The organism is Nocardia aurea (assembly GCF_003123685.1).
In the GTDB taxonomy this organism is placed as follows: Bacteria; Actinomycetota; Actinomycetes; order Mycobacteriales; family Mycobacteriaceae; genus Nocardia; species Nocardia aurea.
In genome coordinates this window covers 670,651-693,365 of the sequence record NZ_QCYJ01000084.1, presented here as the reverse complement: position 1 = coordinate 693,365, position 22,715 = coordinate 670,651, and the positions used below count along the sequence as shown (strand labels likewise).

General features: G+C 67.0%; 19 protein-coding genes. 5 read left to right on the top strand and 14 right to left on the bottom strand.

All coding sequences use genetic code 11. The features are described 5' to 3' along the window. Positions 1-16: 16 nt before the first annotated feature. Positions 17-442, top strand: a complete 426-nt coding sequence (locus tag DAT37_RS16085; RefSeq protein WP_109525489.1) for a cupredoxin domain-containing protein — start codon at positions 17-19, stop codon at positions 440-442. Positions 443-449: 7 nt separating this feature from the next. On the opposite strand, the gene glmS is transcribed toward DAT37_RS16085, so the two are convergent. Then, positions 450-2,330 carry a glutamine--fructose-6-phosphate transaminase (isomerizing) gene (gene glmS / locus DAT37_RS16080; protein WP_109525488.1) on the bottom strand — a complete coding sequence of 627 codons (1,881 nt, stop codon included), beginning with the start codon at positions 2,328-2,330 and terminating at the stop codon, positions 450-452. A gap of 36 nt (positions 2,331-2,366) precedes the next feature. Between glmS and DAT37_RS16075 the strand changes: the two genes are divergently transcribed. After that, positions 2,367-3,227: a dienelactone hydrolase family protein gene (locus DAT37_RS16075; protein ID WP_109525487.1), complete on the top strand. Its 861-nt coding sequence runs from the start codon at positions 2,367-2,369 to the stop codon at positions 3,225-3,227. Positions 3,228-3,438: 211 nt separating this feature from the next. Here the strand turns inward: DAT37_RS16075 and DAT37_RS16070 are convergent, their stop codons facing one another. From DAT37_RS16070 to DAT37_RS16050, 5 genes are all read right to left on the bottom strand, one after another. Then, a complete protein-coding gene (locus DAT37_RS16070; protein WP_109525486.1) occupies positions 3,439-3,768 on the bottom strand; it encodes a hypothetical protein in 330 nt (109 codons plus the stop codon). A 25-nt stretch (positions 3,769-3,793) separates the two neighbouring features. Next, positions 3,794-5,437, bottom strand: a complete 1,644-nt coding sequence (locus DAT37_RS16065; protein ID WP_109525485.1) for a hypothetical protein — start codon at positions 5,435-5,437, stop codon at positions 3,794-3,796. A 60-nt stretch (positions 5,438-5,497) separates the two neighbouring features. Next, complete coding sequence (locus DAT37_RS16060) at positions 5,498-5,821, bottom strand: hypothetical protein (RefSeq protein ID WP_232839772.1); 324 nt, start codon at positions 5,819-5,821, stop codon at positions 5,498-5,500. 347 nt (positions 5,822-6,168) lie between these two features. Then, positions 6,169-6,477: a DUF6802 family protein gene (locus DAT37_RS16055; RefSeq protein WP_109525484.1), complete on the bottom strand. Its 309-nt coding sequence runs from the start codon at positions 6,475-6,477 to the stop codon at positions 6,169-6,171. Positions 6,478-6,625: 148 nt separating this feature from the next. Further along, positions 6,626-6,817, bottom strand: a complete 192-nt coding sequence (locus DAT37_RS16050; RefSeq protein ID WP_109525483.1) for a PspC domain-containing protein — start codon at positions 6,815-6,817, stop codon at positions 6,626-6,628. Between the two features lie 198 nt (positions 6,818-7,015). Here DAT37_RS16050 and DAT37_RS16045 point away from each other — a divergent pair, with 198 nt between their 5' ends. Beyond that, complete coding sequence (locus DAT37_RS16045) at positions 7,016-8,659, top strand: ABC-F family ATP-binding cassette domain-containing protein (RefSeq protein ID WP_109525674.1); 1,644 nt, start codon at positions 7,016-7,018, stop codon at positions 8,657-8,659. 73 nt (positions 8,660-8,732) lie between these two features. Here DAT37_RS16045 and DAT37_RS16040 read toward each other — a convergent pair whose 3' ends face one another. The 7 genes from DAT37_RS16040 to DAT37_RS16010 form a co-directional block, all read right to left on the bottom strand. Next, complete coding sequence (locus DAT37_RS16040) at positions 8,733-9,509, bottom strand: hypothetical protein (protein WP_109525482.1); 777 nt, start codon at positions 9,507-9,509, stop codon at positions 8,733-8,735. A gap of 120 nt (positions 9,510-9,629) precedes the next feature. After that, complete coding sequence (locus tag DAT37_RS16035; protein WP_109525481.1) at positions 9,630-10,955, bottom strand: cryptochrome/photolyase family protein; 1,326 nt, start codon at positions 10,953-10,955, stop codon at positions 9,630-9,632. A gap of 524 nt (positions 10,956-11,479) precedes the next feature. After that, positions 11,480-12,856: a phosphoglucosamine mutase gene (glmM, locus tag DAT37_RS16030; protein ID WP_109525480.1), complete on the bottom strand. Its 1,377-nt coding sequence runs from the start codon at positions 12,854-12,856 to the stop codon at positions 11,480-11,482. A gap of 158 nt (positions 12,857-13,014) precedes the next feature. Continuing rightward, positions 13,015-13,530 carry a 30S ribosomal protein S9 gene (gene rpsI, locus DAT37_RS16025; protein WP_109525479.1) on the bottom strand — a complete coding sequence of 172 codons (516 nt, stop codon included), beginning with the start codon at positions 13,528-13,530 and terminating at the stop codon, positions 13,015-13,017. Then, positions 13,527-13,970 (bottom strand): 50S ribosomal protein L13, encoded by a 444-nt coding sequence (rplM, locus tag DAT37_RS16020; RefSeq protein WP_109525673.1) that lies wholly within the window; start codon positions 13,968-13,970, stop codon positions 13,527-13,529. Before rplM ends, rpsI begins: the two co-directional genes overlap by 4 nt. Before the next feature lie 143 nt (positions 13,971-14,113). Continuing rightward, positions 14,114-15,667 (bottom strand): hypothetical protein, encoded by a 1,554-nt coding sequence (locus DAT37_RS16015; protein ID WP_232839771.1) that lies wholly within the window; start codon positions 15,665-15,667, stop codon positions 14,114-14,116. Between the two features lie 73 nt (positions 15,668-15,740). After that, positions 15,741-18,401 (bottom strand): FHA domain-containing protein, encoded by a 2,661-nt coding sequence (locus DAT37_RS16010; RefSeq protein WP_109525478.1) that lies wholly within the window; start codon positions 18,399-18,401, stop codon positions 15,741-15,743. A 108-nt stretch (positions 18,402-18,509) separates the two neighbouring features. Between DAT37_RS16010 and DAT37_RS16005 the strand changes: the two genes are divergently transcribed. Continuing rightward, a complete protein-coding gene (locus DAT37_RS16005; RefSeq protein ID WP_109525671.1) occupies positions 18,510-19,958 on the top strand; it encodes a neutral zinc metallopeptidase in 1,449 nt (482 codons plus the stop codon). 6 nt (positions 19,959-19,964) lie between these two features. On the opposite strand, the gene DAT37_RS16000 is transcribed toward DAT37_RS16005, so the two are convergent. Continuing rightward, a complete protein-coding gene (locus DAT37_RS16000) occupies positions 19,965-21,272 on the bottom strand; it encodes an FHA domain-containing protein (RefSeq protein WP_109525477.1) in 1,308 nt (435 codons plus the stop codon). Between the two features lie 196 nt (positions 21,273-21,468). Between DAT37_RS16000 and DAT37_RS15995 the strand changes: the two genes are divergently transcribed. After that, on the top strand, positions 21,469-22,674 hold the full coding sequence (locus tag DAT37_RS15995) for a DUF7373 family lipoprotein (RefSeq protein WP_109525476.1): 1,206 nt from the start codon (positions 21,469-21,471) through the stop codon (positions 22,672-22,674). Positions 22,675-22,715: the final 41 nt, after the last annotated feature.

Genomic DNA, 22,715 nt, shown 5'->3' with positions numbered 1-22,715 from the left:
ACTACGCTTGGCCGTCATGTCGATCGGTAGCCACGCGAAATCCGCCCGGGTCGTGACCGGGTTCGTCCTGGCCGCCGCGGTCCTGCTGACGAGTTGCGGTTCCGGCGACTCCGATTCGGCCGCCACATCCACCGCGAAAACGCCTGCGGCGACCACGACACCCGCGAACACCGGGTCGCCGGAACGCGCGGCGGTCACGGTGACCGTGGACGATATGAAATTCGCCCCGGAGAACGTCACCGTCAAGCTGGGCGAGACCGTGACCTGGAAATTCTCCGACCGCGTCCCGCATTCGGTGCAGGGCATCGGCGACAAGGCGATGGGGATCAACAGCCCCATCTACACCACCGGCCAGTGGAGCTACACCTTCACCGCCCTCGGCACCTACCGCTATCTCTGCTCGCTGCATCCGCAGATGCGCGGCACGGTCACCGTCGAGTAGGTCCCGCCTACTCGACCGTCACGGATTTCGCCAGATTCCTCGGCTTGTCCACGTCGTATCCACGGGCCTGCGCCACCTCGGCGGCGAAGATCTGCAAGGGAACCGTCGACAGCAACGGCTGGAAAAGCGTGGGCGCCGAAGGAATTTCGATGAGGTCGTCGGCGAACGGGCGCACCGTGTCGTCGCCCTCCTCGGCGATCACGATGGTGCGGGCGCCGCGCGCCTGGATCTCACGGATATTGCTCAGCAGTTTCGAGTGCAGCACGGCGCGCCCCTTCGGGGACGGCATCACCACGATGACCGGGAGCCCGTCCTCGATCAGCGCGATCGGACCGTGCTTGAGCTCACCCGCCGCGAACCCCTCCGCGTGCATGTAGGCGAGTTCCTTGAGTTTGAGCGCGCCCTCCAACGCCACCGGGTAACCGACATGGCGGCCGAGGAACAGCACGGTCGGCACATGAGCCAGCTGCCGTGCGAGCGCCCGCACCTGCGGACCGGTCTCCAGCACCCGCTCCACCAGCTTCGGCATGGCCTCGAGTTCGGCGAACTCCCTGGCCACCTCGTCCGGGTACTTGGTGCCCCTCGCCTGCGCCAGCGCCAGGCCGACCAGGTAGTTGGCCGTCACCTGGGCCAGGAACGCCTTGGTCGAAGCGACGCCGATCTCCGGGCCGGTCCTGGTGTAGAGCACCGCGTCGGATTCGCGGGGAATCTGCGCGCCGTTGGTATTGCAGATCGCGAGGACGCGCGCCTTCTGCTCCTTGGCGTGGCGGACCGCTTCCAGCGTGTCGGCGGTCTCACCCGACTGGGAGATCGCCACCACCAGCGTCGACCGGTCGAGCACCGGGTCACGGTAGCGGAACTCACTGGCCAGCTCGACCTCGACCGGAAGCCTGGTCCAGTGCTCGATCGCGTACTTGGCGAGCAGACCCGCGTGATAGGAGCTGCCACAGGCCACGACGAAGACCTTGTCGAATTCGCGCAACTCCTGGTCGGCGAGGCGCTGTTCGTCCAGCACGATCCGGCCACCGGCCTCGTCCTGGGTGAAATGCCCGATCAAGGTGTCCGCGACACCTGCGGGCTGCTCCTCGATCTCCTTGAGCATGAAGTAGTCGTGGCCGCCCTTCTCGGCGGCGGCCAGATCCCAGTCGATGGTGAACGGACGCGTCTTACCGCCGACCTCGTTCCCGTCGAAGTCGGTGACCGAATACGAATTCGCGGTGATCACGACGGCCTGGTCCTGGCCCAGCTCGACGGCCTCGCGGGTGTGTTCGATGAACGCGGTCACATCCGAGGCGACGAACATCTCGCCTTCGCCGACACCGACCACCAGCGGGGTGGACCTGCGGGCGGCGATGATCAGATCCGGGTGGTCGGCATGGGTGAACACCAGCGTGAACGCCCCTTCGAGCCGCCGCAGGACCGCCAGCGCGCTCGCGACGAAATCGCCCGCCGTGGGACCGGCGGCATAGGCGAGTCCCACCAGGTGCACGGCGACCTCGGTATCGGTGTCGCTGAGCAACTCGACCCCGGCCGCTTCCAGTTCCTTACGCAGCGGCACGAAATTCTCGATGATGCCGTTGTGCACCACGGCCACCTTCTCGGTGATGTCGCGGTGCGGGTGCGCGTTGCGATCGGTCGGCGCGCCGTGTGTCGCCCAGCGGGTGTGACCCATTCCCGTGGTTCCGACGAAGCGGTCCGTGCCCGATTCGGCGAGTTCGGCCTCCAGATTCGCCAGGCGTCCCGCCTTGCGTTCCACGGCCAGAACGCCCGACTCACCGAGGATCGCGACCCCCGCGGAGTCGTATCCGCGATATTCCATGCGGCGCAACGCGTCAACGACAACGACGAGCGCGTCCCGGTACCCGACGTAGCCAACGATTCCGCACATGGCTCCCCAGAGTACTTATCGGATAACGTTCACGTCGTGTCGGCGTCTGTGAAATCCCTTTTGAGCACCCTGACCAGCCGTGGCCCGCACCGCGTGTTGCGCGGCAACCTAGCGATCGCGGGGCAGCCCGGTGTCGTCTTCACCCCCGAGTCGGGGCTGAGCCTGCCCGCTGTCGCCTTCGGCCACGGGTGGCTGACCGGCGCGTCCAAGTATCGGCAGCTGATGGAACACCTCGCTTCGTGGGGTTTCGTCGTCGCCGCCCCCGACACCGAACGCGGGCCGATTCCGTCACATCTGGACCTCGCGACCGATCTGCTCACCACCCTCGACATCTGCACCGGTGTTCGCCTCGGTGACGGCGACATCAGCGTGCACCCCGACCGCCTCGCCCTCGCCGGACACGCCATGGGCGCGGGCGCCGCCGTACTGGCCGCGAGCCGACGCCGAGTCGCCGCCGTCGCCGCCCTCTTCCCCGCCCCCACGGCGCCGTCCGCCGAGAGCGCCGCCCCCGATATCGACAGCCCCGCCCTGATCCTCGCCTCGGCCTCCGGCCTCGAGTCACTCAGCTCGAACGCCATCCCACTCGCCTCCGCCTGGGGCGGGACCAGCATCCTGCGCACCGTCGACGGCGCGTCCGGTAACGGCCTCGTCGAGGGCAGGCGAACATTCGGAGCGCTCGGTGCGGGCAAACACGAGAAGAAGACCACCCGCGCCACCCAGGCCCTACTCACCGGCTATCTGCTCCACACCCTCGTCGGCGACAAGACCTACGAAGCGTTCGCCGACCCCGAGGCCCACATTCCGCACTCCACCGTGGTCGATCCCGACGCGCCCCGCGAAGAGCAGGACAAGCCCAAGATCTCCCTCGGCACCGTCGCCTCTCTGCTGCGCAAGTAGGGACGGGTCAGCCGCGACCGGCACTCCGGTTTGTCGATGAACCGGTCGGGGGTGTCGCACATCGCCCGGTTCAGGGCCTGCGGTCCGGCCCTCGATCAACTACGTGGCGTCCGAACCAGCCGACGGTGCTCGCCCCGACTGCGACGGCGTGTTCGGCCAGCGGTCGATCGCCGACGGTCTCGCTCGAGTCGACCACCCGCACTTGGTCCGGTCAGATCAGCCAACTCTCACGTCGGTAGTACTCGCCCTCCGGATCGTCGTCATCGATCGGGGTAACGACGTCCTCCGATCTGCGCGGGACCCTCGCCCGGGCGAGGGCATCGCGCTGTTCGCGCACTTCGGCCGCCGCACGCTCCCGTTCCCCCGCTTCGAGGCGTGTTCGCTCGTCACGCTCGGCTTCGGCCCGTTCGATGGCTTCGAGCACAGCGGCACCGTTGTCCGCGCTCGATTTCCGCTTCATCTCGTCGTATTCGTCGTGGAGCCGCATCATGCCGCGCCGATATTCCTCGACGGTGCCCTCGATTCGAGACCCGTGATCCATGACGTTCACTTCCCACTCGCGCGTCTCACAGCGGGCCCGCCTCTGCCAACAGCGCGCCGCTATCGGGCTGCCGCGCTATCGGATTCTCCGGCGTTCCCGGAACCGGCACGATCTTCGGCATGTGCTCGCCGTCCTCGTGCCGACGGGCGCGAGACGGCAGTCGAGGACTCGCACTCGGTTGCCCGGTGGACCCCTCGGAAGGCTTCTGCGCGAGCTGCTCGGACTTGTCCGCGCTCCGGGACTCGTGCTTCATGCTTTCGCTGTGGAGCTCCGGCCGCTTGCCTACTTCCGCGTCGGTCTCCTGCACCCCGTTCGTGCCGTCGACCTTTCCCGCGATAGTCGGGTTGCCGTTCTCGTCCAAAGTCACGCTGTACGCATGGGAGGTCCCATCGGCACAGGTCTCGACCAACTTCGGCAGGCCGTCCGCACCGACCTCCAACGTGAAATGCCTTCCGGCAAGATCGAACTCGCCGACTTCGGCATCCTTCTTCCCGTCTGCGGCGCCGTCCTCCGATTCGGAATCGTCGGGATCGTCGACCTCCTGATCCTCGATCGCCGCTTCCGCCTGTGTCAGCGCATCGTCGATGCCCTCGGCGATCAGTTCGCCGAGGGAGGCCAACCCGGGCTCGAGCCCCCGAGCGAGTGCGCTTGCCGCCGATGCGAATGTCTGACCGAGGGACTCGAGTCCGCTCAGCGTGGTGTTCTTTTCGCTGTCATCGGCGGTACTGTCGCAATCGTTCGACTTATCTTCGCTTCCATCATGCGATGCGTTCTTGCTGCCGCCGTTATTGTCAGCATTCTTGCTGCTGCCATTGTTCGACACATTCGCATCAGCGCTACCGCCGGGCATGCACCGACTACTATCCTTCGAATCCTTCGTGCTCGGGTTTTCGGCATTTACTTCAGGCACTTCGGCCTGCGCCGGATACGGGGTTGTATCAACCCCGTTCAGCGCCGCGATCAGATCGTCGTAGAGCTGTCTCACCGCAGCCTCGGCGCTCGAACACACCTGCTCGAAACTGGCGACCGTCGCTTCCACATGGGCGGCGAAGGTCTCCCGCAGCCACCGCTCGGCCTCCCTGCCCTCCTCCGATTCGCGGTCGTTCCAGGCGGTGTCGAAGAATTTGTCGATCTCCTCGCGGCTTCGCCCGTTCCGATCGGGGATGTCGGGCAGGGTCGGGTGCCAATAGTTCTCGACGACTCGCGCCTTCACTTCGACGATCTCGCGGAGCCCACCTGCCGCCTTCGTCATCACCGTGGACAGCGCCGAGACACGGTCGTGGTCTACTTCCGCCCTCTTCACCTGGGAGTCGAGCATCAGCCACGCGGCATCGCCGGCTTGCCCCTGCCAGACGGATGGCAATGCCGCCCGCAGTTCGGTCTGACTGTCCAGTTCCACCTTCGTGGCGGTAACAAGCCGTCCTATCGTCGCGGCCATCTGCTCCAATGCCTCGATGTCCAATCCGCGCTCGATGTCGTACCTGGCATACAGCGAACTCATCCGCAAATGAGCGATTTCCCCGCATCCGATGCCGAGCGACGCGAAGCATTTTCTGTAGCGCGGAAGATATTCTTCGAAATACAACAGCCCGGAAGCGCCGTTGTTCAGCAATATGTCGGCGGTAACGTCGGCGGCCGACGACAATGGGATCGTGCGATGCTCGACCATTCAGCTCATCCCCCCGATAGGCGGCACTCGATGTGCCTTCGGCTCGAAATACCGCGAAAATCATCCGAGATCGACGGTCGCTGCCGCGATCCTTCTCACGTTGCTGTTATCGATCGACGCATAACCGCTTGCGCTCGAACTCATCTGCGCACCGGTTCTGTCGACCGCCGACTGCCAGTTCTTCAACCATGTCGTGACGCGGCCCACACCCGCGGCGATCCCGGCGCCTTCGGCGGCGTACCCCCGCCCCGCCCGTGCCGGTCCGAATTCCGATCCATCGACATCCGCGGCTCTGCCCCCGACGATCGCGGCCGAGGTCTGGAGATCGCCACCGATTCTCGCGAGCGTGGCGGTATCGACGATTACCTGTCCACCGATCGACACCAGAATCCTCCATCCGTCGCAGAAACCGCGAGTTATCAGAACGATCCGACGGCCGGGAACCGTCGTGACAGTAGGACGCGACAGGTTGATTCGGTTCCATCGAATCTCGGACGGCCGAACCATCCACGGGACTCCACAGGAACGGACCCGAGCTAGCCGACGCGTTTCGCAGGTTCCGATGATCCGCACGATCCGTGCGGATCATCGCAGACTGCGGCCGGTTCGCCCCTCGAAGGGATGGCGTGTACGGGGACCGGCGCGCATCAGAACAACGGCACCGCCCCGCCACGGAAAGTCATGCGGCGCCACCGATTTCGATGGCTGTCCGCATGGCCTGCCGCAACCTGCTACTTCCCGATCTCACCCTGGTCCGTGCGAACCCACCCCGAGGTTCCGTCGGGGTGGTGGTGGAATTCCCAGGCGGCGTAGTCGCCGTCCTTCTCGACGATGGTGACGTGGTCGGCGATGCCGTCGTGGTCGTAATCGCTCCACACGTGCATGGCGTCGTCACCGGTGGTCGTCTCGGTGTCGAGGATGCCGTCGCCGTTGATGTCCTGGGTGGGATGGTTCAACTCGACGGGGCCGAGTCCCTCCAGTGACGACGAGGTATCGATGTCGGGTAGATCCAGACCGGGGAATTCGCCCGAAGTGATCATGACTCCTCCTCGACAGACTCGGATGACAGTTCTGCGGGCTTCCCCTGCCGACGACTTCCCCCGAACATGGGCCTCCCCCTATGCGATGGAACCACACCATCCTGTCATCCATGACTCCCGGGCGCAGCCCCGTACCTGTCCGGTGGGGTCACTTCTTCGGAATTATCAGCCACAGCGCCAGGTAGAGAATGAACTGCGGGCCGGGGAGCAGACAGGACAGCACGAACAGCAGACGCACGACATTGGCGTTCCAGCCGAAGTATTCGGCCAGACCACCGCAGACCCCTGCGATCCAGTTGTCGCCGGTGGAACGGGTAAGGCGGCGGACGGGTGCGGTCATCGGATTTCCCTCTCGAAGTCGGTCGGTACGCCATCAACTCTGCGCCGAGCGACCGTGTCGAGGCATCGGGCCACCGACCGATCTCGACCCTGATTTCCACGGCATCCGTCTCAGGGAGAAACCCCGAACGCGGGAGTGCGCGGCGCCCGGTGGCGACCGGGTGCGAATGCCGCGACGGAGCACGGCAGACTTCTCCAGGTGAGCACCACTCTGCATGCGCGCGGATTGTCCGCGGGACACGGCGAACGCACCCTGTTCGACGACCTCGACATGACCCTCGCGCCCGGTGACGTGATCGGCCTGGTGGGGGTGAACGGGGCGGGGAAATCGACGCTGATGCGGATGCTCGCCGACCGTGACGCTCCCGCGGGCACCATCACCTTGAGCCCGCCCGACGCGACGGTGGGTTACCTGGCACAGGAGCCGGAACGTGTCCCCGGGGAAACGGTGCTCGAATTCCTCGGTCGGCGTACCGGAGTGACCGAGGCACAGCACGCCATGGACGCGGCCGCGTTGCGATTGGGCGAGGGCGGCGACGACGATTACACCCCCGCCCTGGAGCGTTGGCTGGCACTCGGCGGCGCCGACCTGGAGCAGCGGGCCGAGGAGGTCGCGGCGGATCTCGGGCTCACCGAATCGCTCGTCGGCGGCCTCGACACCCCGATGACCGGGCTGTCCGGTGGACAGGCCGCGCGCGCGGGACTGGCCTCGGTGCTGCTGTCGCGCTTCGACATCCTGCTGTTGGACGAGCCGACCAACGATCTGGACCTCGACGGTCTGGCGAAACTCGAGCAGTTCGTCACGGCCGTGCGAGTGCCGCTGATGGTGATCAGTCACGACCGGGAATTCCTGGCACGCACGGTGAACGGGATCATCGAACTCGATCTGGCGCAGCAGCAGGTCGGCCTGTACGACGGCAATTACGACTCGTACCTGGCCGAACGCGCGATCGCTCGCCAGCATGCCCGCGAGGCGTACGACGAATACTCCGATACGCGATCCGGCCTCGAGGCGCGCGCCCAGATGCAGCGCAACTGGCTCGAGCACGGCGTACGCAACGCTCGTCGCAAAGGTAAGACCGACTCGGACAAAGCCGGTCGCAAGATGCGTGCCGAATCCACCGAGAAACAGGCCGCCAAGGCCCGCCAGACCCAGCGCAGGATCGAACGGCTCGACGTCGTCGAGGAACCGCGCAAGGAATGGGAGCTGCGCATGACGATCGCCGCGGCCCCGCGCAGCGGATCGGTGGTCGCCACGTTGACCGATGCCACGGTCACGCGCGGAGATTTCACGTTGGGTCCGGTCACCACCCAGGTCGACTGGGCCGACAGGATCGTTCTGACCGGCGCGAACGGATCGGGCAAGTCCACCCTGCTCGCGATGCTGCTCGGCAAATTGAAACCCGACACCGGGACGTGTTCGCTCGGCTCGGGCGTCGAAATCGGCGAGGTCGATCAGGTGCGCGAACTGTTCCGCGGCGACACCCCACTGGCCGAGACCTTCGGCACCGAGATGCCCGACTGGCCCGATGCCGAGGTCCGGACGCTGCTCGCGAAATTCGGGCTGCGCGGGCAGCACGTCGGACGCTCCTGTGAAACCTTGTCCCCCGGTGAGCGCACCCGTGCCGCGCTCGCGCTGTTGCAGGCGCGAGGAGTGAATCTGCTGGTGTTGGACGAGCCGACGAACCATCTCGACCTGGCCGCCATCGAGCAGTTGGAACAGGCCGTCGAATCCTTCACCGGCACCATGCTGCTCGTCACCCACGATCGCCGCATGCTCAACGCCGTCACCTCCACCCGCCGCTGGCGTATGGCGGACGGGCGACTCATCGAAGAGGGATAGGGGCGCGGAGACGGTTCGCCCCGCCGGCGAACCGACCACCGCACGACTCGATACCGCGACCGTAATGACCGCTTCACCCGTTGCCACGGTCACCGCCGATCCGCGACACCGCCGGCGGCGTAGCGCAGCACACCGGGTGCGGAATCGTGCGAGCCGCGTCACAGAACAGCCGCGCGGCCGGGATCGGTTCCGCAGCGCCCGGATCGAGGTCGGTTGTCGGAGTTACACCCGCCTTCGCATACCCTCTCGCCGTGGCCGGGAGTTCGCCGTGGCATGCCGCTACCGGTCCGGAATCGAGCCGTCCGATCAACTCCATGGCTTGCCGGTATCCACGCCGACCACGGTGCCGCAGCACCTCGCGCGCCAACCGAACCGGCGAAACACCTTGTTCGACAACCGCTTCCAGCGTCGCGGCGGCGACATCCCGGCTCGCGATCCTGGCGACATCGACGGCGGTACGCGCCGCGGTGGTGGTCAGCGTCCCCCTGATCAGTTCGAGCTCGGCGGATTCGGCGTGATCACGGTGCACGAACAACTGCGCCGACCGGGCCGGGCGCGCGCCGAGCACATGGGTCGTTCGGGTATCGGCGACCGCGAACCCGTGTAGTTGCGCGGCGGTGTCGTAGGCGGCGATCACGGAGGTGAGACCGGTCGTGAGCCGCGCGGCCTCCACCCGTAATTCCGGGACCGGCGGTGTATCCGCCTCGCGGTAGACGCCACGGAAGACCCGCATCCACTCCCCGCGGTCCACCAGGACGCGCATTTCACCCCTGGTGTATTCACAGAGCACCTGCCACACGGCGAATGCACCGAATTGCTTGTCTCGTGCCTGTTCCAGTCCTGGTCGCATGGGCCGAGTCTCGTCAACGGCGGCACCACCGACCTTCGACCGACCTGGGAAAACACTAGGCCTGTGGATAACTCTCGACCTGTGGATTTCGAGAAACCCCGCCCCGGATCGACAGCCGCGCTACATCCCGACGAAGTCGATCATCGGCGCGGGATAACCTGCGACACCGCCGTTCTCGCGCCAGGGGCGATGCGCCGCCGCACCCGCCAACTCGGCCACCTCCGGCACCCACCGTCGCACGTACACGCCGTCCGGATCGAAGCGTTCCGCTTGCCGCAGCGGGTTCAGGACCCGGTTCGGCCTGGTGTCTGTCCCGGTTCCGGCGACCCACTGCCAATTGAGCTGATTGTTCGCCAGATCCGCGTCGACCAGCCAACGCAGGAAATGGTCGGCGCCGATCCGCCAGTCCACGCGCAGCGATTTCGTCAGGAAACTGGCCGCGATCAGCCGCGCGCGACCGTGCATCCAGCCCTCGGCGCGCAATTGGCGCATTCCCGCGTCGACGATCGGATATCCGGTACGCCCCTCCGACCACGCTTCGACGGCCCGCGGATCCTCTTGCCACCGAATCGACCGGTCGTGATAGTCCTTCCAGGCGACGGCGGGGCGGGCGGCGAGCAATTGGTGGTGGAAGTCCCGCCACGCCAACTGGCGGGCGAAGGCCGATCCGCCTTCGCCGGTGACATCGGTCCGGTGCAGCACTTCCGACGCCGACAGACAGCCGAAATGCAGATACGGCGAGAGCCTGGAGGTGGCATCCGCCACGAGGTCGTCGCTGCGTGCCGCGTAGTCCTCGACGGGGCCGGACAGCCACTCGGTCAGCAGTTTTCGGCCGGTCGTCTCGCCCCCGACGGCCAGTTTCGGCGACGTCTCACCGCGACAGATCGACTCGACGGTGGGCAGATCACCCGCCGCGATTCTCGGCAAGGTGATCGCGTGCGGGCGCGGAAGCGGTGCGCGCCGATGGACGTCCATCCATTTGCGGAAATACGGCGTGAACACCGCGAAATGGTCGCGACCTGTCGACGGGACGACGGCTTCGGGCGCCACCGTCATGACGGAGGCCTCGTGCACTCGCAATTCGCATCCGCGCGGCACCAGCCGTTCGCGCAGCGCGTTCTCCCTACGTCTGCTGTAGCCGCTGGCATCGGCCGCGATATGCACGACGTCGGCGCCGACCTGGGCCACGATCTTGTCGACCTCGTCGACTACCGTGCCGCGTCGGACGACCAGTCGACCACCCATCCCCTTCAGTTCACCGTCGAGTTCGGCGAGGGCGGCGGCCAGGAACGCCGCGCGATTGGGGGTCGCCGCTCGGCCCGCCAGAATCGTGTCGTCGAGGACGAACAGCGGCACCACCTTCTCGGCGCGGCATCCCGCGGCCAGGGCCGGATTATCTCGCACCCGCAGATCCCGGGTGAACAGCACAATTCCGACACCGACCACGCTGTCGCACCTCTTTCGCTGGAAAGTGTTACCACAGAACGTCTTCCGCGCGACAACCACGAGGGTCGCGCCGCGACGGCAGTGGGCGGCTCAGCCCCTACCGGCGCGGCGCGCCCTCGCGGACGTCGCGTCACCGATCCCACCAACACTTCGGCGTAACCCATGATAGCCGATAAACGATGCAAATTCGATGCAAACTTCGGAAACCGGAAGATAGCGAACAGCACCGACGTTGGCGAAAGACAGCCCGGATGCACGCACCTCAATGATTCACCATCCCGAAACACGATTGTACGAGGCGTAAACGATGCATACGGAGGATTCGGGCGTGGTTGCCACAGACACGCCGACCGACCTCGTGCTACCGCGAGCTCGGTCGCACTCGATGAGCAGCGCACTGCGACACCGCTGACTGCGTGCCATGGCGACGTGACGAACTCGCATCCACACCGGCGAAAACCGATCGGCGGGCATGCCTACCCGGTAAATCCCGGTCGGCCGCGGCCGACGATCGGGCTTTCTACCTATACCGAGGCGACACGCTTGGCGAGATCATCGGCCAACTGCCGCGCCTGCACCGGATCGGTCGCCTCGACCATGACCCGAACCAATTGCTCGGTACCACTGGGCCGCAACAGGACTCGGCCGGAATCACCGAGAATTCGCTCGGCTTCGCGTACCGCGTCCAGCACTTCGGGCGCGCGAGCGACCAGTGATTTGTCGGTGACGGGCACATTCACCAGCACCTGCGGCACCGTCGTCAGCACCGCTGCCAGGTCGGACAGCTCGCGCCGGGTCTGTGCCATGCGCGCCATCAGTTTGAGACCGGTGAGAATGCCGTCCCCGGTGGTGCCGAAACGCGGCAGGACGGTGTGACCGGACTGTTCACCACCGAGGGTGTATTTGCCGCGGCGCAGTTCCTCCAGCACGTAGCGATCGCCGACCGCGGTGGTGCGCAACGTGATTCCGGCCTCTCGCATGGCGATATGCAGGCCGAGATTACTCATGACGGTGGCGACCAGGGTGTCCTCGACCAGTTCGCCCGCTTCCCGCATGGCGATGGCGATGATCGCCATGATGGCGTCACCGTCGACGATCGTTCCCCGCGCGTCGACCGCGAGACAGCGGTCGGCGTCACCGTCGAGGGCCAGGCCCAGGTCGGCGCCGTGTTCGACCACGGCGGCCTGTACCTGCTCGAGATGCGTGGAACCGCAGCCGTCGTTGATGTTGAGGCCGTCGGGTTCGGCATTGATGGCGATCACGGTCGCGCCCGCCTCGCGGAAGGCGGCGGGGCCGACCTCCGAGGCCGCGCCGTGCGCGCAGTCCAGGACCACGGTCAGACCGGTCAGATCCTGCCCGGCCGCCTCGACCAGATGTTCGACGTACCGTTCGTGCGTGCCCTCCAGGCTGTACCGATCGGGGATGTTCGAGCCGTGATCGCGCGCGCCGGCGGCGTTGAGCACGCGTCCGATCCCCGCGCCGGTCGGGCGGTGCGGTGTGCGCTCGTCGATCAGCGCTTCGATCCTGTCCTCGACGGCGTCGTCGAGTTTGTGCCCGCCCGCGGCGAAGATCTTGATCCCGTTGTCCGGCATGGGATTGTGCGACGCGGAGATCATCACGCCGAGGCACGCGTCGTAGAGCCCGGTGAGATAGGCGACAGCCGGTGTCGGCAGCACACCCACCGAGAGCACGTTCACCCCGGCGGCCGTGAGCCCGGCGGTGACCGCCGCTTCGAGCATCTCGCCCGAGGCGCGCGGATCGCGGCCGACGACGGCCAGCGCCCGCTTCTTGCCCCTGCTCAGGATCTGTGCCGCCGCCCCCGAAACCGCGAGCGCCAGTTCCGGACTCAGCGAATCGTTGGCCAGTCCACGGACTCCGTCGGTGCCGAACAAACGTCCCATAGTCGTCCCTCGTTGCCCTTCACGAGAAATACAGCAATACAGCACGAGAGCAGGCGACCAGCGATTGCTGGAAACCTGCTCTCATACAGCTGCCGCGCCGACCATACCGCTCCCGGCACCGCGTAGGTGCCGGAAAGCGGGGGCCGACGATGCCAAAATCAGCGCTTCGAGTACTGGGGCGCCTTACGCGCCTTCTTCAGACCGTACTTCTTACGCTCGGTGGCACGCGGGTCACGGGTCAGGAAGCCCGCCCGCTTGAGGGCGGGACGGTCGTCCGGGGTGACCTCGATCAGCGCGCGGGCGATGGCCAGACGCAGGGCGCCCGCCTGTCCCGACGGGCCGCCACCGTGCAGGCGAGCGTGGATGTCGAAGGACTCGACGCGCTCGACGGTGACCAGCGGGGACTTGACCAGCTGCTGGTGCACCTTGTTCGGGAAGTAGTCCTCGATGGTGCGACCGTTGAGCACGAAATTGCCCGAGCCCGGGGTCAGCCGCACGCGAACGACGGCTTCCTTACGACGGCCGACGGTCTGCACCGGGCGATCGATCAGGACCGGGGCGTAGGTGGCGGGTTCGGCCTCGTAGCCGTACTCCTCCTCGACGACCTCGACGGTGCCGTCGGCGTCGAAGGTCTCCTCGACGGCCTCTTCGGTGTATTCCTCGGGCGCGGTCACTGGGCCACCTGCTTGATCTCGAACGGAATGGGCTGCTGAGCGGTGTGCGGATGCGTCGGGCCCGCGTAGACCTTCAGCTTGCCCGCGATCGCGTTGCCGAGCTTGTTCTTCGGGATCATGCCCTTGACGGCCTTCTCCACCAGCCGGTCGGGGCGGCTCTCCAACACCTGACCGACAGTGCGCGACTTGAGGCCGCCCGGGTGGCCGGAGTGGTGGTGGATCAGCTTGTCCGCCTTCTTGTTGCCGGAGATGGCAACCTTGTCGGCGTTGATGATGATGACGAAATCGCCACCGTCGAAGTTGGGGGCGTAGGTCGGCTTCGTCTTGCCACGCAGCAGATTCGCTGCCTGGACGGCGAGACGGCCGAGCACTACGTCAGTGGCGTCGATGACGTACCACTTGCGGGTCACGTCACCTGCCTTGGGGCTGTACGTAGGCACAGTGCTTCCCTGTCTGTAGTCGGTGTTGCCGGCCAAGCGTGCGATCGAGGCTGTTCCCGGCGGCCGGTGGAGACCCGGGCCTCGAAGATGCCGCACGCCGACGAGCCACGATACCAGGAGGGTATGGCTCGGGAAGAATCGCCTCAGATCACGACCGGCGGACCCGGATCGCCCACACCGGGCGCCCCCGGAACCACGAAGCGCAGGTTGTCGGTGTTCGGCTCGGCGCAGCCGGGATCCTCGCCGCGCGCGTGCGCGATCGCGGGGCCACGTTCGACACCCACACGCGGGGTGAACGCGCACGCCGCCGCGTCGAGCGAACCCGCCAGTTCGACGCGATCCGAGTCGGGCGAGAAGGCCACCGCCAGCAGCGCGGCCACGCCGACCACGGCGTGCGCGCCGAACAGGTTGTCCTTGATCTTGTTCCAGCGGGTGCCCTTGCGGGAACCGGACTCGTCGTCCTCTTCCGCGCCGGGCGGGCTCTGCCACTGGGCCGGGCGTGCCTGATCCTGCGGCGGATAGGGCGAGCCGGGCGCGGACGCCTGCTGTCCCGGCGCCGGGAACTGTTCCCTGGTCTCCGGCGGTCGGGTGAATCGGCTGCCGAGTTCGGCCAGATGCGGCGGAAGTCCGCGAGACATCTCCTCGCGGGTGACCCTCGTCGTCGGTTCCTCGCTCGGCGCGGGCTCGGGCGGCGCCGTCGGATATCCCGGACCGTAGGTGACGGCGGGTGGCGTGCGCGGTTCGACCGGCGGCGGGGGCGCGGCCTGCGGCGGCACCTGGTCGACCGGTCGACGGACCGTCTCGGGGGAGGGCGCGTCGTGGCGCGGGGCGACAGGTTCCGGTTCGGCCGATTCGCTGTCGGTCACCAGCAGATGGGTGGCGCCGAGCACGAGGGCGTGCATCGGGTGGTCGGCCACCCGCAGACGATGACCGAGATGATTCTGGAAGGCGTACCGCAGCGCCTCGTTGAAGCAGACGTTGCCGCAGAGCAGCACGGTCGAGGTGTCGGCGCCGATCGCGCGGGCGGCCGCCATCACCTCGATCACCACGTTGTCCGCCGAACGGGCGTCGCGCATGGCTTCCGCGGTCACCGCGACGTCCACCGATTCGGTCGGCTGCTCGTCGTCCCCGTGCACCGCGACCACCAGCATGGTCCGGCCGTCGGAATACACCCCCGTCGCGCCGTTCCCCCTCGGAGCGCGCTCGTCGGGAGCGCGGACCAGTCCCAGCGCCCGCACGTAACCCGAGAGCGCCACGCTTTCGGGCAGCGGCTCGACCGCGACGTCGAGCTGCTCGACCATCTCGACGTAGATGTCGATCTTCTCGTCGGGCCAGCCGTCCGGATACGGCAACGCCACCACGTCGGGCCTGCCGCGCAGATACTCGCCGACAGCGGCCAACGGGTTGTACATCCTGGCCCGGAACACGAGTTCCGCGGGCCACGTCGCACCCGCGATCACGATCTGCGGATGCCCGAGAATGTCACGCACATCGGCGATGGCCATGCCCAGATCCGGCCGTTGCCGCTCGACCCCCGCGGTATGCAATCGGCCCGACGAATCGGCCAGAAGATAGGCGGGCGGTGTATACGTCCCTTCCACCTGAACCGGGCGGATCGGCGTGTCCGCACCGCCCGCAGCCACCGACACCACATCCCATCCGAGATGCACTGCCCCTACTCGCACCGTCACAGGCATAAGTGTGCCTGGTGCGTGGACGTCGTGCTCGCGATCCCCGTCATCGAGACGGCGCCGAACGGATCGGTGTCACTCACGCGGCGGACTTCTTCAGCCGCAGCCTGCTCCAGGTGAAAACGGCCAGGATCGCGGTAATCACCAGCAGCAGCGCGATATCGAGAATCCAGGTGCCGGACGTGTGATCCCACAGTCCGTCGGGTTGGGAGTTGAGGAAGATTTCCCTGATGTTCACCGTCGACGCACCCGCCGCGTAACCCCATCGGGAGGGGAACAGCCACGACACCTGTTCCAGGCCCGGCCTGCCGGTCACCGGGATCAGACCGCCCGCCATGACCAGCTGGACCATGATCATCACCACGAGCATCGGCATGACCTGCTCGTTCGATTTCGCCAGGCTCGACAGCAACAGACCGAACACCACGCAGCAGACCGCGGTCAGCGCGATATCGACGTACAACTCGACGCTGCCCGAGGGGATCAGCGAGCCCGCGCCCGGCGGCTTCTTGCCGATGAGGGTGATCGCGATGAGCACCGCGGCCTGCAGGAATGCCGTGATGCTGAAGACGGCGATCTTGGCCAGCAGATACGCCGACGGCAACAGGCCGACCGCGCGCTCGCGGTGGAAGATCGTCCGCTCGCCGACCAGGTCGCGCACCGTGAGGGTCGCTCCCATGAAACAGGCGCCCAGAATCAGCACGACGAGCAACTGCTGGGCTTCCGCGCCGCCGGAGGGGGTGATGGCGCCCGACACCGGGTCCTGGACGAGTCCGCCCGCGGTGAAACCGTTCTTCCCTGGCACCACCAGGGACAACGCGCCGAGAATGAAGGGCAGGACGAGCAGGAAGGCCAGATATCCACGGTCGGCGAATATCAGGCGGACCTGTCTGCGCATCAGTGTGGAGAACTGTTTGACGCCACTGGCGCGTGGTGGGCGGCCCGCCGATCCCGGTTGGACGGGCGCGGGAGCGGGAGCCGGGGGGATGAAGGCCTGACGGGACCGGTAGGCGGCGAAGGCCTGGTCCGGGTTGGACGCCACATTCGCGAAGATCTCGGCCCAGTCGCTGGTGCCCATCGCACCGCCGACGCCCGCGGGATGTCCGCAGAACGCGGTCTTACCGCCCGGCGCGAGCAGCAGCACTTGATCGCACATATCGAGGCAGGCGACCGAGTGAGTGACCACGATGACGACGCGACCCGCGTCCGCCAGTTCGCGCAGCATGACCATGACCTGGCGATCCAACGCCGGATCCAGGCCCGAGGTGGGTTCGTCCAGGATCAGCAACGAGGGGCCGGTGAGCAGTTCCAGCGCCACCGACGCGCGTTTGCGCTGGCCTCCCGACAGCCGATCCACCCGGGTGTCGGCGTGTTCGGTGAGCGAGAGTTCCTTCAGGACACCGTCGATGACCTTCTGACGATCCGCTTTGCTGTTGTCGGGCGGCAGCCGCAATTCCGCGGCGTAACCGAGCGCTTGGCGGACCGTGAGCTGGCGGTGCAGCACGTCGTCCTGCGGGACCATGCCGATCCTGGAGCGCAACGCCTCGTATTCGGCGTGCAGGTTGCGGCCCTCGAAGGCCACCACACCGCCCGAGGGCTGTGTGCTGCCCGCGATGAGTTTGGACAGCGTCGACTTACCGGCGCCGGACGGCCCGATCAGCGCGGTCAGGGTGCCACGACCGGCCTGCATGTTGACGTCGACGAGCAGCTGCTTGTTGCCCTCGACGGTGAATCCGACACCGTGCACGCTCAACCCCTGCTCGGCGACCGGCTTCTGCCGATGCACCAGCGTGCCCTGCTGGACGACGAAGTCGATATTGCCGATCGTGACGATGTCGCGTTCGCGCAGCACCGTGCGCTGCTGGCGGGTGCCGTTGACGAAGGTGCCGTTGGCGGATCCGAGATCCTCGATGGTCAGCCCCTCCGAGGCGGCGACCAGCCTGGCATGTTTGCGCGAGGCGAGCGGATCGTTGACGACGATCTGGTTGTCGGTGGTGCGGCCGATGGCCAGCCCGCCGGGCGGGAGACGATCGGCGCGGGCGATCGGCGAGGTCGACGGCCGCGCGCGCAACGGTGGCAGCGCCGAGGTGTCCGCCCTGGTCGTCATATTGAAATTCGGCTGCTGCGGGACCGGAGGCTGTGCGACCGGAGGCTGCGGGACCGACTGCTGCGGCAGCGGAAGTTGCGGCGAGGACTGCGACGCCACCGGCTGCTGCGGTGTCGGCGGCTTCGGCAAGGCCTGCGACGACGATTGCGGCGGCGCGGGCGACTGCGCCATCGGCTGCGCCCCCGACTGCGACGGCACCGGCTGCTGCGGACGTTGTTGCTGGCCGGGAGCGGGACGATTCGGGTGCTGATAGCTCGGGCGCTGTCCCTGCTGCGGCTGGGCGACCGGGGGCGTCATCGGCCGCTGCTGACGCGGCTGCGGCGCGGACGGAAGCAGATGCAGCAGCGGCCCACTGATCGCGTCACCGAGACGGACCTGCGTCGGGCGATCGATCGCCACCGGCTGACTCAACCGTCTGGCGTCGACGAAAACACCGTTGGTACTGCCATTATCGGAGAGAACCCAGCCGCTCCCCTGCCAGGCGAGCGTCGCGTGTACCCGTGAAACCAGCGGGCTGTCCACGAACAAGGTGACCTCTGGTGCGCGGCCCATGGTGATCTTCTGACTCGAATCGAAGACCCGATCGGTTCCATCATGGCGCACGGTGATGGTCTGCGCCCCCGGTGAAGACATGCAGCGGATACTATGCCATCACCCGGACATCGGCGGTGCCCCCGACGCGCCTTTTGTCCCGATCCGGTGCCCGACGCGAACATCATTCCGGCCGACTTAGGGGGAGCCTTGCCGAAACTCCGAGCGACAGCGGTCATATCGGCGCTGTTGTGCGCGGTAGTGCTGCTGGGGGGCTGCACACGTCTGGTGGACGGGCGCGCGGTCTCGGTATACGACGACCCGTTCAAGGTGGCGGGACTGCCGACGACCAGCGGCCCCAGCGGCCCGAAGGCGAACGTCCCCGATTCCGACCTCACCGCCGTCAACGGCGACGGAGGCGCCGCGGACACCCTGGCGCTCAACGCCGTCGACGATATCCAGGCCTACTGGCGGACCGAATTCCCCAAGAACTTCGACGGCGAATTCGTCCCGGTGGACCGGTTGCTGTCCTGGAACGCGAAGGCGCCGCGCAGCCAGGCGCTCGAATTCTGCAAGGAGACCACCTACCACCTGGTCAACGCCGCGTACTGCCGACTCGACAATTCCATCGGCTGGGACCGCGAGGTGCTGCTGCCGACCATGGAGGAGACCTTCGGCAAGATGGCCGTGGTCATGGTGCTCGCCCACGAATACGGTCACGCGATCCAGAACATGGCCAAGATCGTCGATTCCAAGGATCCGGTGATCGTCAAGGAGCAGCAGGCCGACTGCTTCGCGGGCGCGTTCATGCGTCACACCGCCGAGGGCAAGTCCGAGCATTTCACCATCAACACCTCCGACGGCCTGAACTCGGTGCTCGCGGCGACCGTCGCCATTCGCGACTCCGACCCCGACGATCCCGAGAGCGTGCACGGTTCGGCCTTCGAACGCGTCACCGCCGTTCAGATCGGTTTCACCGACGGTCCCGAGGCCTGCAAAGGCATCGACATCGACGAGATCAATTCGCGGCGCGGCAATCTCCCCCAGTCCTTCGACGGTGACGACAACCGCGGCGAGTATCCGATCGACAAGAGCACGCTGATCGAACTGAGCAAGGCGCTCGCCGCGATCCTGCCGGTCGCGAACCCCCCGACCTACGACTACAACGGCGCGAAGATCGACTGCCGCGACGGTGTCACCACCGAACCGGTGTCCTACTGCCCGACGAAGAACACCATCGCCACCGATGTCCCGGCCCTGGCCGAACGCGGGACCGCCGACAGCGAGGAAGCCGACAATCCGTTACCGCTGAAGGTGACCGGCGATTACAACGGCTACGTGGTGTTCATCGCGCGCTACACCCTGGCGGTCCAACTCGGCCACGGCCAGCCGCTGGTCGGCGCGAAAGCCGGACTGCGCGCCGCGTGTCTGGCCGGAGTCGTCACCGGCAAACTGGCCGACCCCGAGCGCACGCGCAACGAGGGTGACATCACCCTCGCCGCGGGCGACCTCGACGAGGCGGTATCGGGCCTGCTCACCGATGGTCTCGCCGCCAGCGACATCCAGGGCAAGACCGTGCCGAGCGGATTCGCCCGGGTCGACGCGTTCCGTGCCGGCGTGCTCAACGGCGAGAACACCTGCATTTCCCGCTACTCGTAACGCGCGTCAGCCGCCGAAGGGCGGCGGCGCCGCGGGCTCGTAGCGCAGCACGCGGTTGCCGATCATCACCTCGGTGCCCTGCACCAGGATCATCGGCTGATTCGGGGTGAGCCGGACCCAGTCCCGGTAGCCGGGCAAGCGGGTGCGGGTGCCGTTGGTCGACCCCCGGTCGATCACGGTCACATCCCAATTCACGAGATGGACCTCGGCGTGCGCACGCGACATCCCGCCCGACGAATCGTCCACCTTCAGCGGGATCAGCCCACGTTGCACGGCATCGGAATGCTCCGGATCGCGTCCGATGACCGCGTCGGCGGCCAACATGTAGGTCATGCCGTCGTCGAGGACGAGCATGCCGAGCGGCGGACGCACCACCTCGATCAACTGCTGGGTCTGATCGACCGGCATCCCGCACACCGTGCAGAACGCCGATCGAGGATCGCTGGGATGGGCTCGCGCGCATTTGAATCCCAGCACCTTGACGGTGAGCGCGGTCGCCTTCGCCGTCGCCTCCAGCCTGCGCTGTAGATCCGGGTCGGGTCGCGGCGCCGGGTTGGTGCCGCCGAGCTGAGTCAGGGCGTGGTGCGGATCGGGTTGTTCCGCCACCGAATCCAGCATCGACGTCGCCGCCTGCGTGGCCGTGACGTGCGGTGCGGGCTCGGGCGGCTCCGGGCGCTGCTGCGCCGCCCGGGGTTCGGGATCGATACGCGCGGTGGGCAACGGCGCTTGTTCACGCGACACCGAGGCCCCCGCTCGGCCGGGATCGCTCGACCGCGCGCCGTCGGACCACACGATCGCGCCCGCGGCCTGCGCGATGCCCTCGACCAGCCAGCCGATCCCTCTGCCCGCGGGCAACTCCGGGATACGGCCGTCGCCGCCGTCGACGAACAGCGCGACAGCGCGCGACGGAATCGACGCGACCCGGTCCACGGTGAACGCCGCGTCACCACCGCGGAAGAACTCGGTCCGACCGGCGTCCTCCAACACCACCGTCACCGCGCCGTGCAGGAAAATCGCCATTCCCCCGTGCTCGGCCGAGGACAGAATGCCGAAATCGATCGGCACACCCGGACTGATCTGCTCCGCGTGCTTCATCAACCAGCGCGTCGCCTGGCGCGCAATGAACGCACCCGGACCTTCGGGTTGCCGCTCGACGGCGTCACGCACCAGTTCGGCCAACGACTCCACGGCGACGGCCGCGGACGAATCCGGGGTCGGCTCCCCGCCGCCCCGATGCGCGACCAGCACCACCGCGCCCGCGACCCTGGCGACAACGTGGTTCCCGGCGACGACTTCGACCTGCCGCTCCTTCAACGGAATCCGCCTACTACGCGGGCCGGGGTCGTCGCCATACCCAACAGGGTAGTGCGCGACCGCCCGCCGAGTACGGGTTGGTCACGATCGGCCGCCACACACGGGGGGCAGCGCGAGCCCGGAATCAGCGGTCGCTCTGTCCCCGCTCCATCCGGTAACTTCGGAGGGCACATACGGGAGGAACGAGGGGCCTGTCATGGTTCGGATTTCGCGCGTCGCATCGGTGGCGGCATGCGTACTGGTGGCCGGGTTGCTGAGCGCCTGCGGCGGGGTAGCGGGGACGGCGGTTCCCGGGGAGCTCGACGTACGAAAGCTGGAAGTCGGCACCTATCCCGTCGACGCCCACGAATACGATCAGAACTCCTCCGGAAAAGGCTCGTTGCTGGAGGGTATGCGCATGGCCGACGCGGTCGTGCCGAGTGTGCAGATCGACTCGTCGCTGAAATTCGGCCGGGGCAGCACCGTACTCACCGACGCCACCGAAGCACTCGACTTCCTCGCCAAAGTCTCGAAACCGGTACTCGACAACCGCAAATACATCACCGGCTTCGCCGCGAGCGGCGCGGACAAACCCGACCCGGCGGGCGAGACGCGTCCACCGTCGGACGCCACCGCCGTCACCAACGTCCTGCTGCGCTTCCCCGACGAGGCCTCGGCCAAACTCGCCGCGCGCGAACTCGAGGACGCCGACCTGAGCGTCTCCCCCGACAACCGCAAGATCCCCTCGACCAAATACCCCGACGCGTACGTGCATTGGCGACCCGGCGTACCGAACGTCGGCGCGTTCCACGCGCACAAGGAGTTCGTGATCTCGCTGTTCGTCCAGCGTCCCCGCGCCGACAGCACCGACCTGCTGAACTGGGTCGACCGCACCCTCGCCGCGCAGGTCCCCGCCATCGACAACTTCCGCGCGACCCCCGTCAACCAATTCGACTCACTGAAGGTCGACCCCGACGGCCTGCTCGCCCGCGTCGCCGTCGCCGACCGCAAGGGCCACACCCCCGACGACGACTCCTTCGCCATCTACGGCCCCAACCACGGCATCCACTCCGCGGACGACGAATCGGTCACCCAGAAACTCCTGCAGGACACCGGCGCCGACAAAGTCGCGATCGTCGACGCGAGTTCGGTCACCCGGGTCCGCGATTTCGACGCCGCCCGCAAACTCGTCGACGGCCTCATCGACACCGCGGGCGACAAGTTCGACCCCATCACCGCACCCACCGACGTCCCCGGCGCCAAATGTCTGCAACTCAACAGCCGGGGTGACCTGGAAAAGGATTACAAATACCGCTGCTACGTCCCGTACAAGCGGTACGTGGGCGTCGTGACCAGCGACAAGGAACCCGATGTGCGGCAGAAGGTAGCGGCCCAATACGCCCTGCTGGCCAATAGTTTGTGAGGTCCACAGGGGGCTTGTCAGCGAATTCTCAGCAGGGGCGG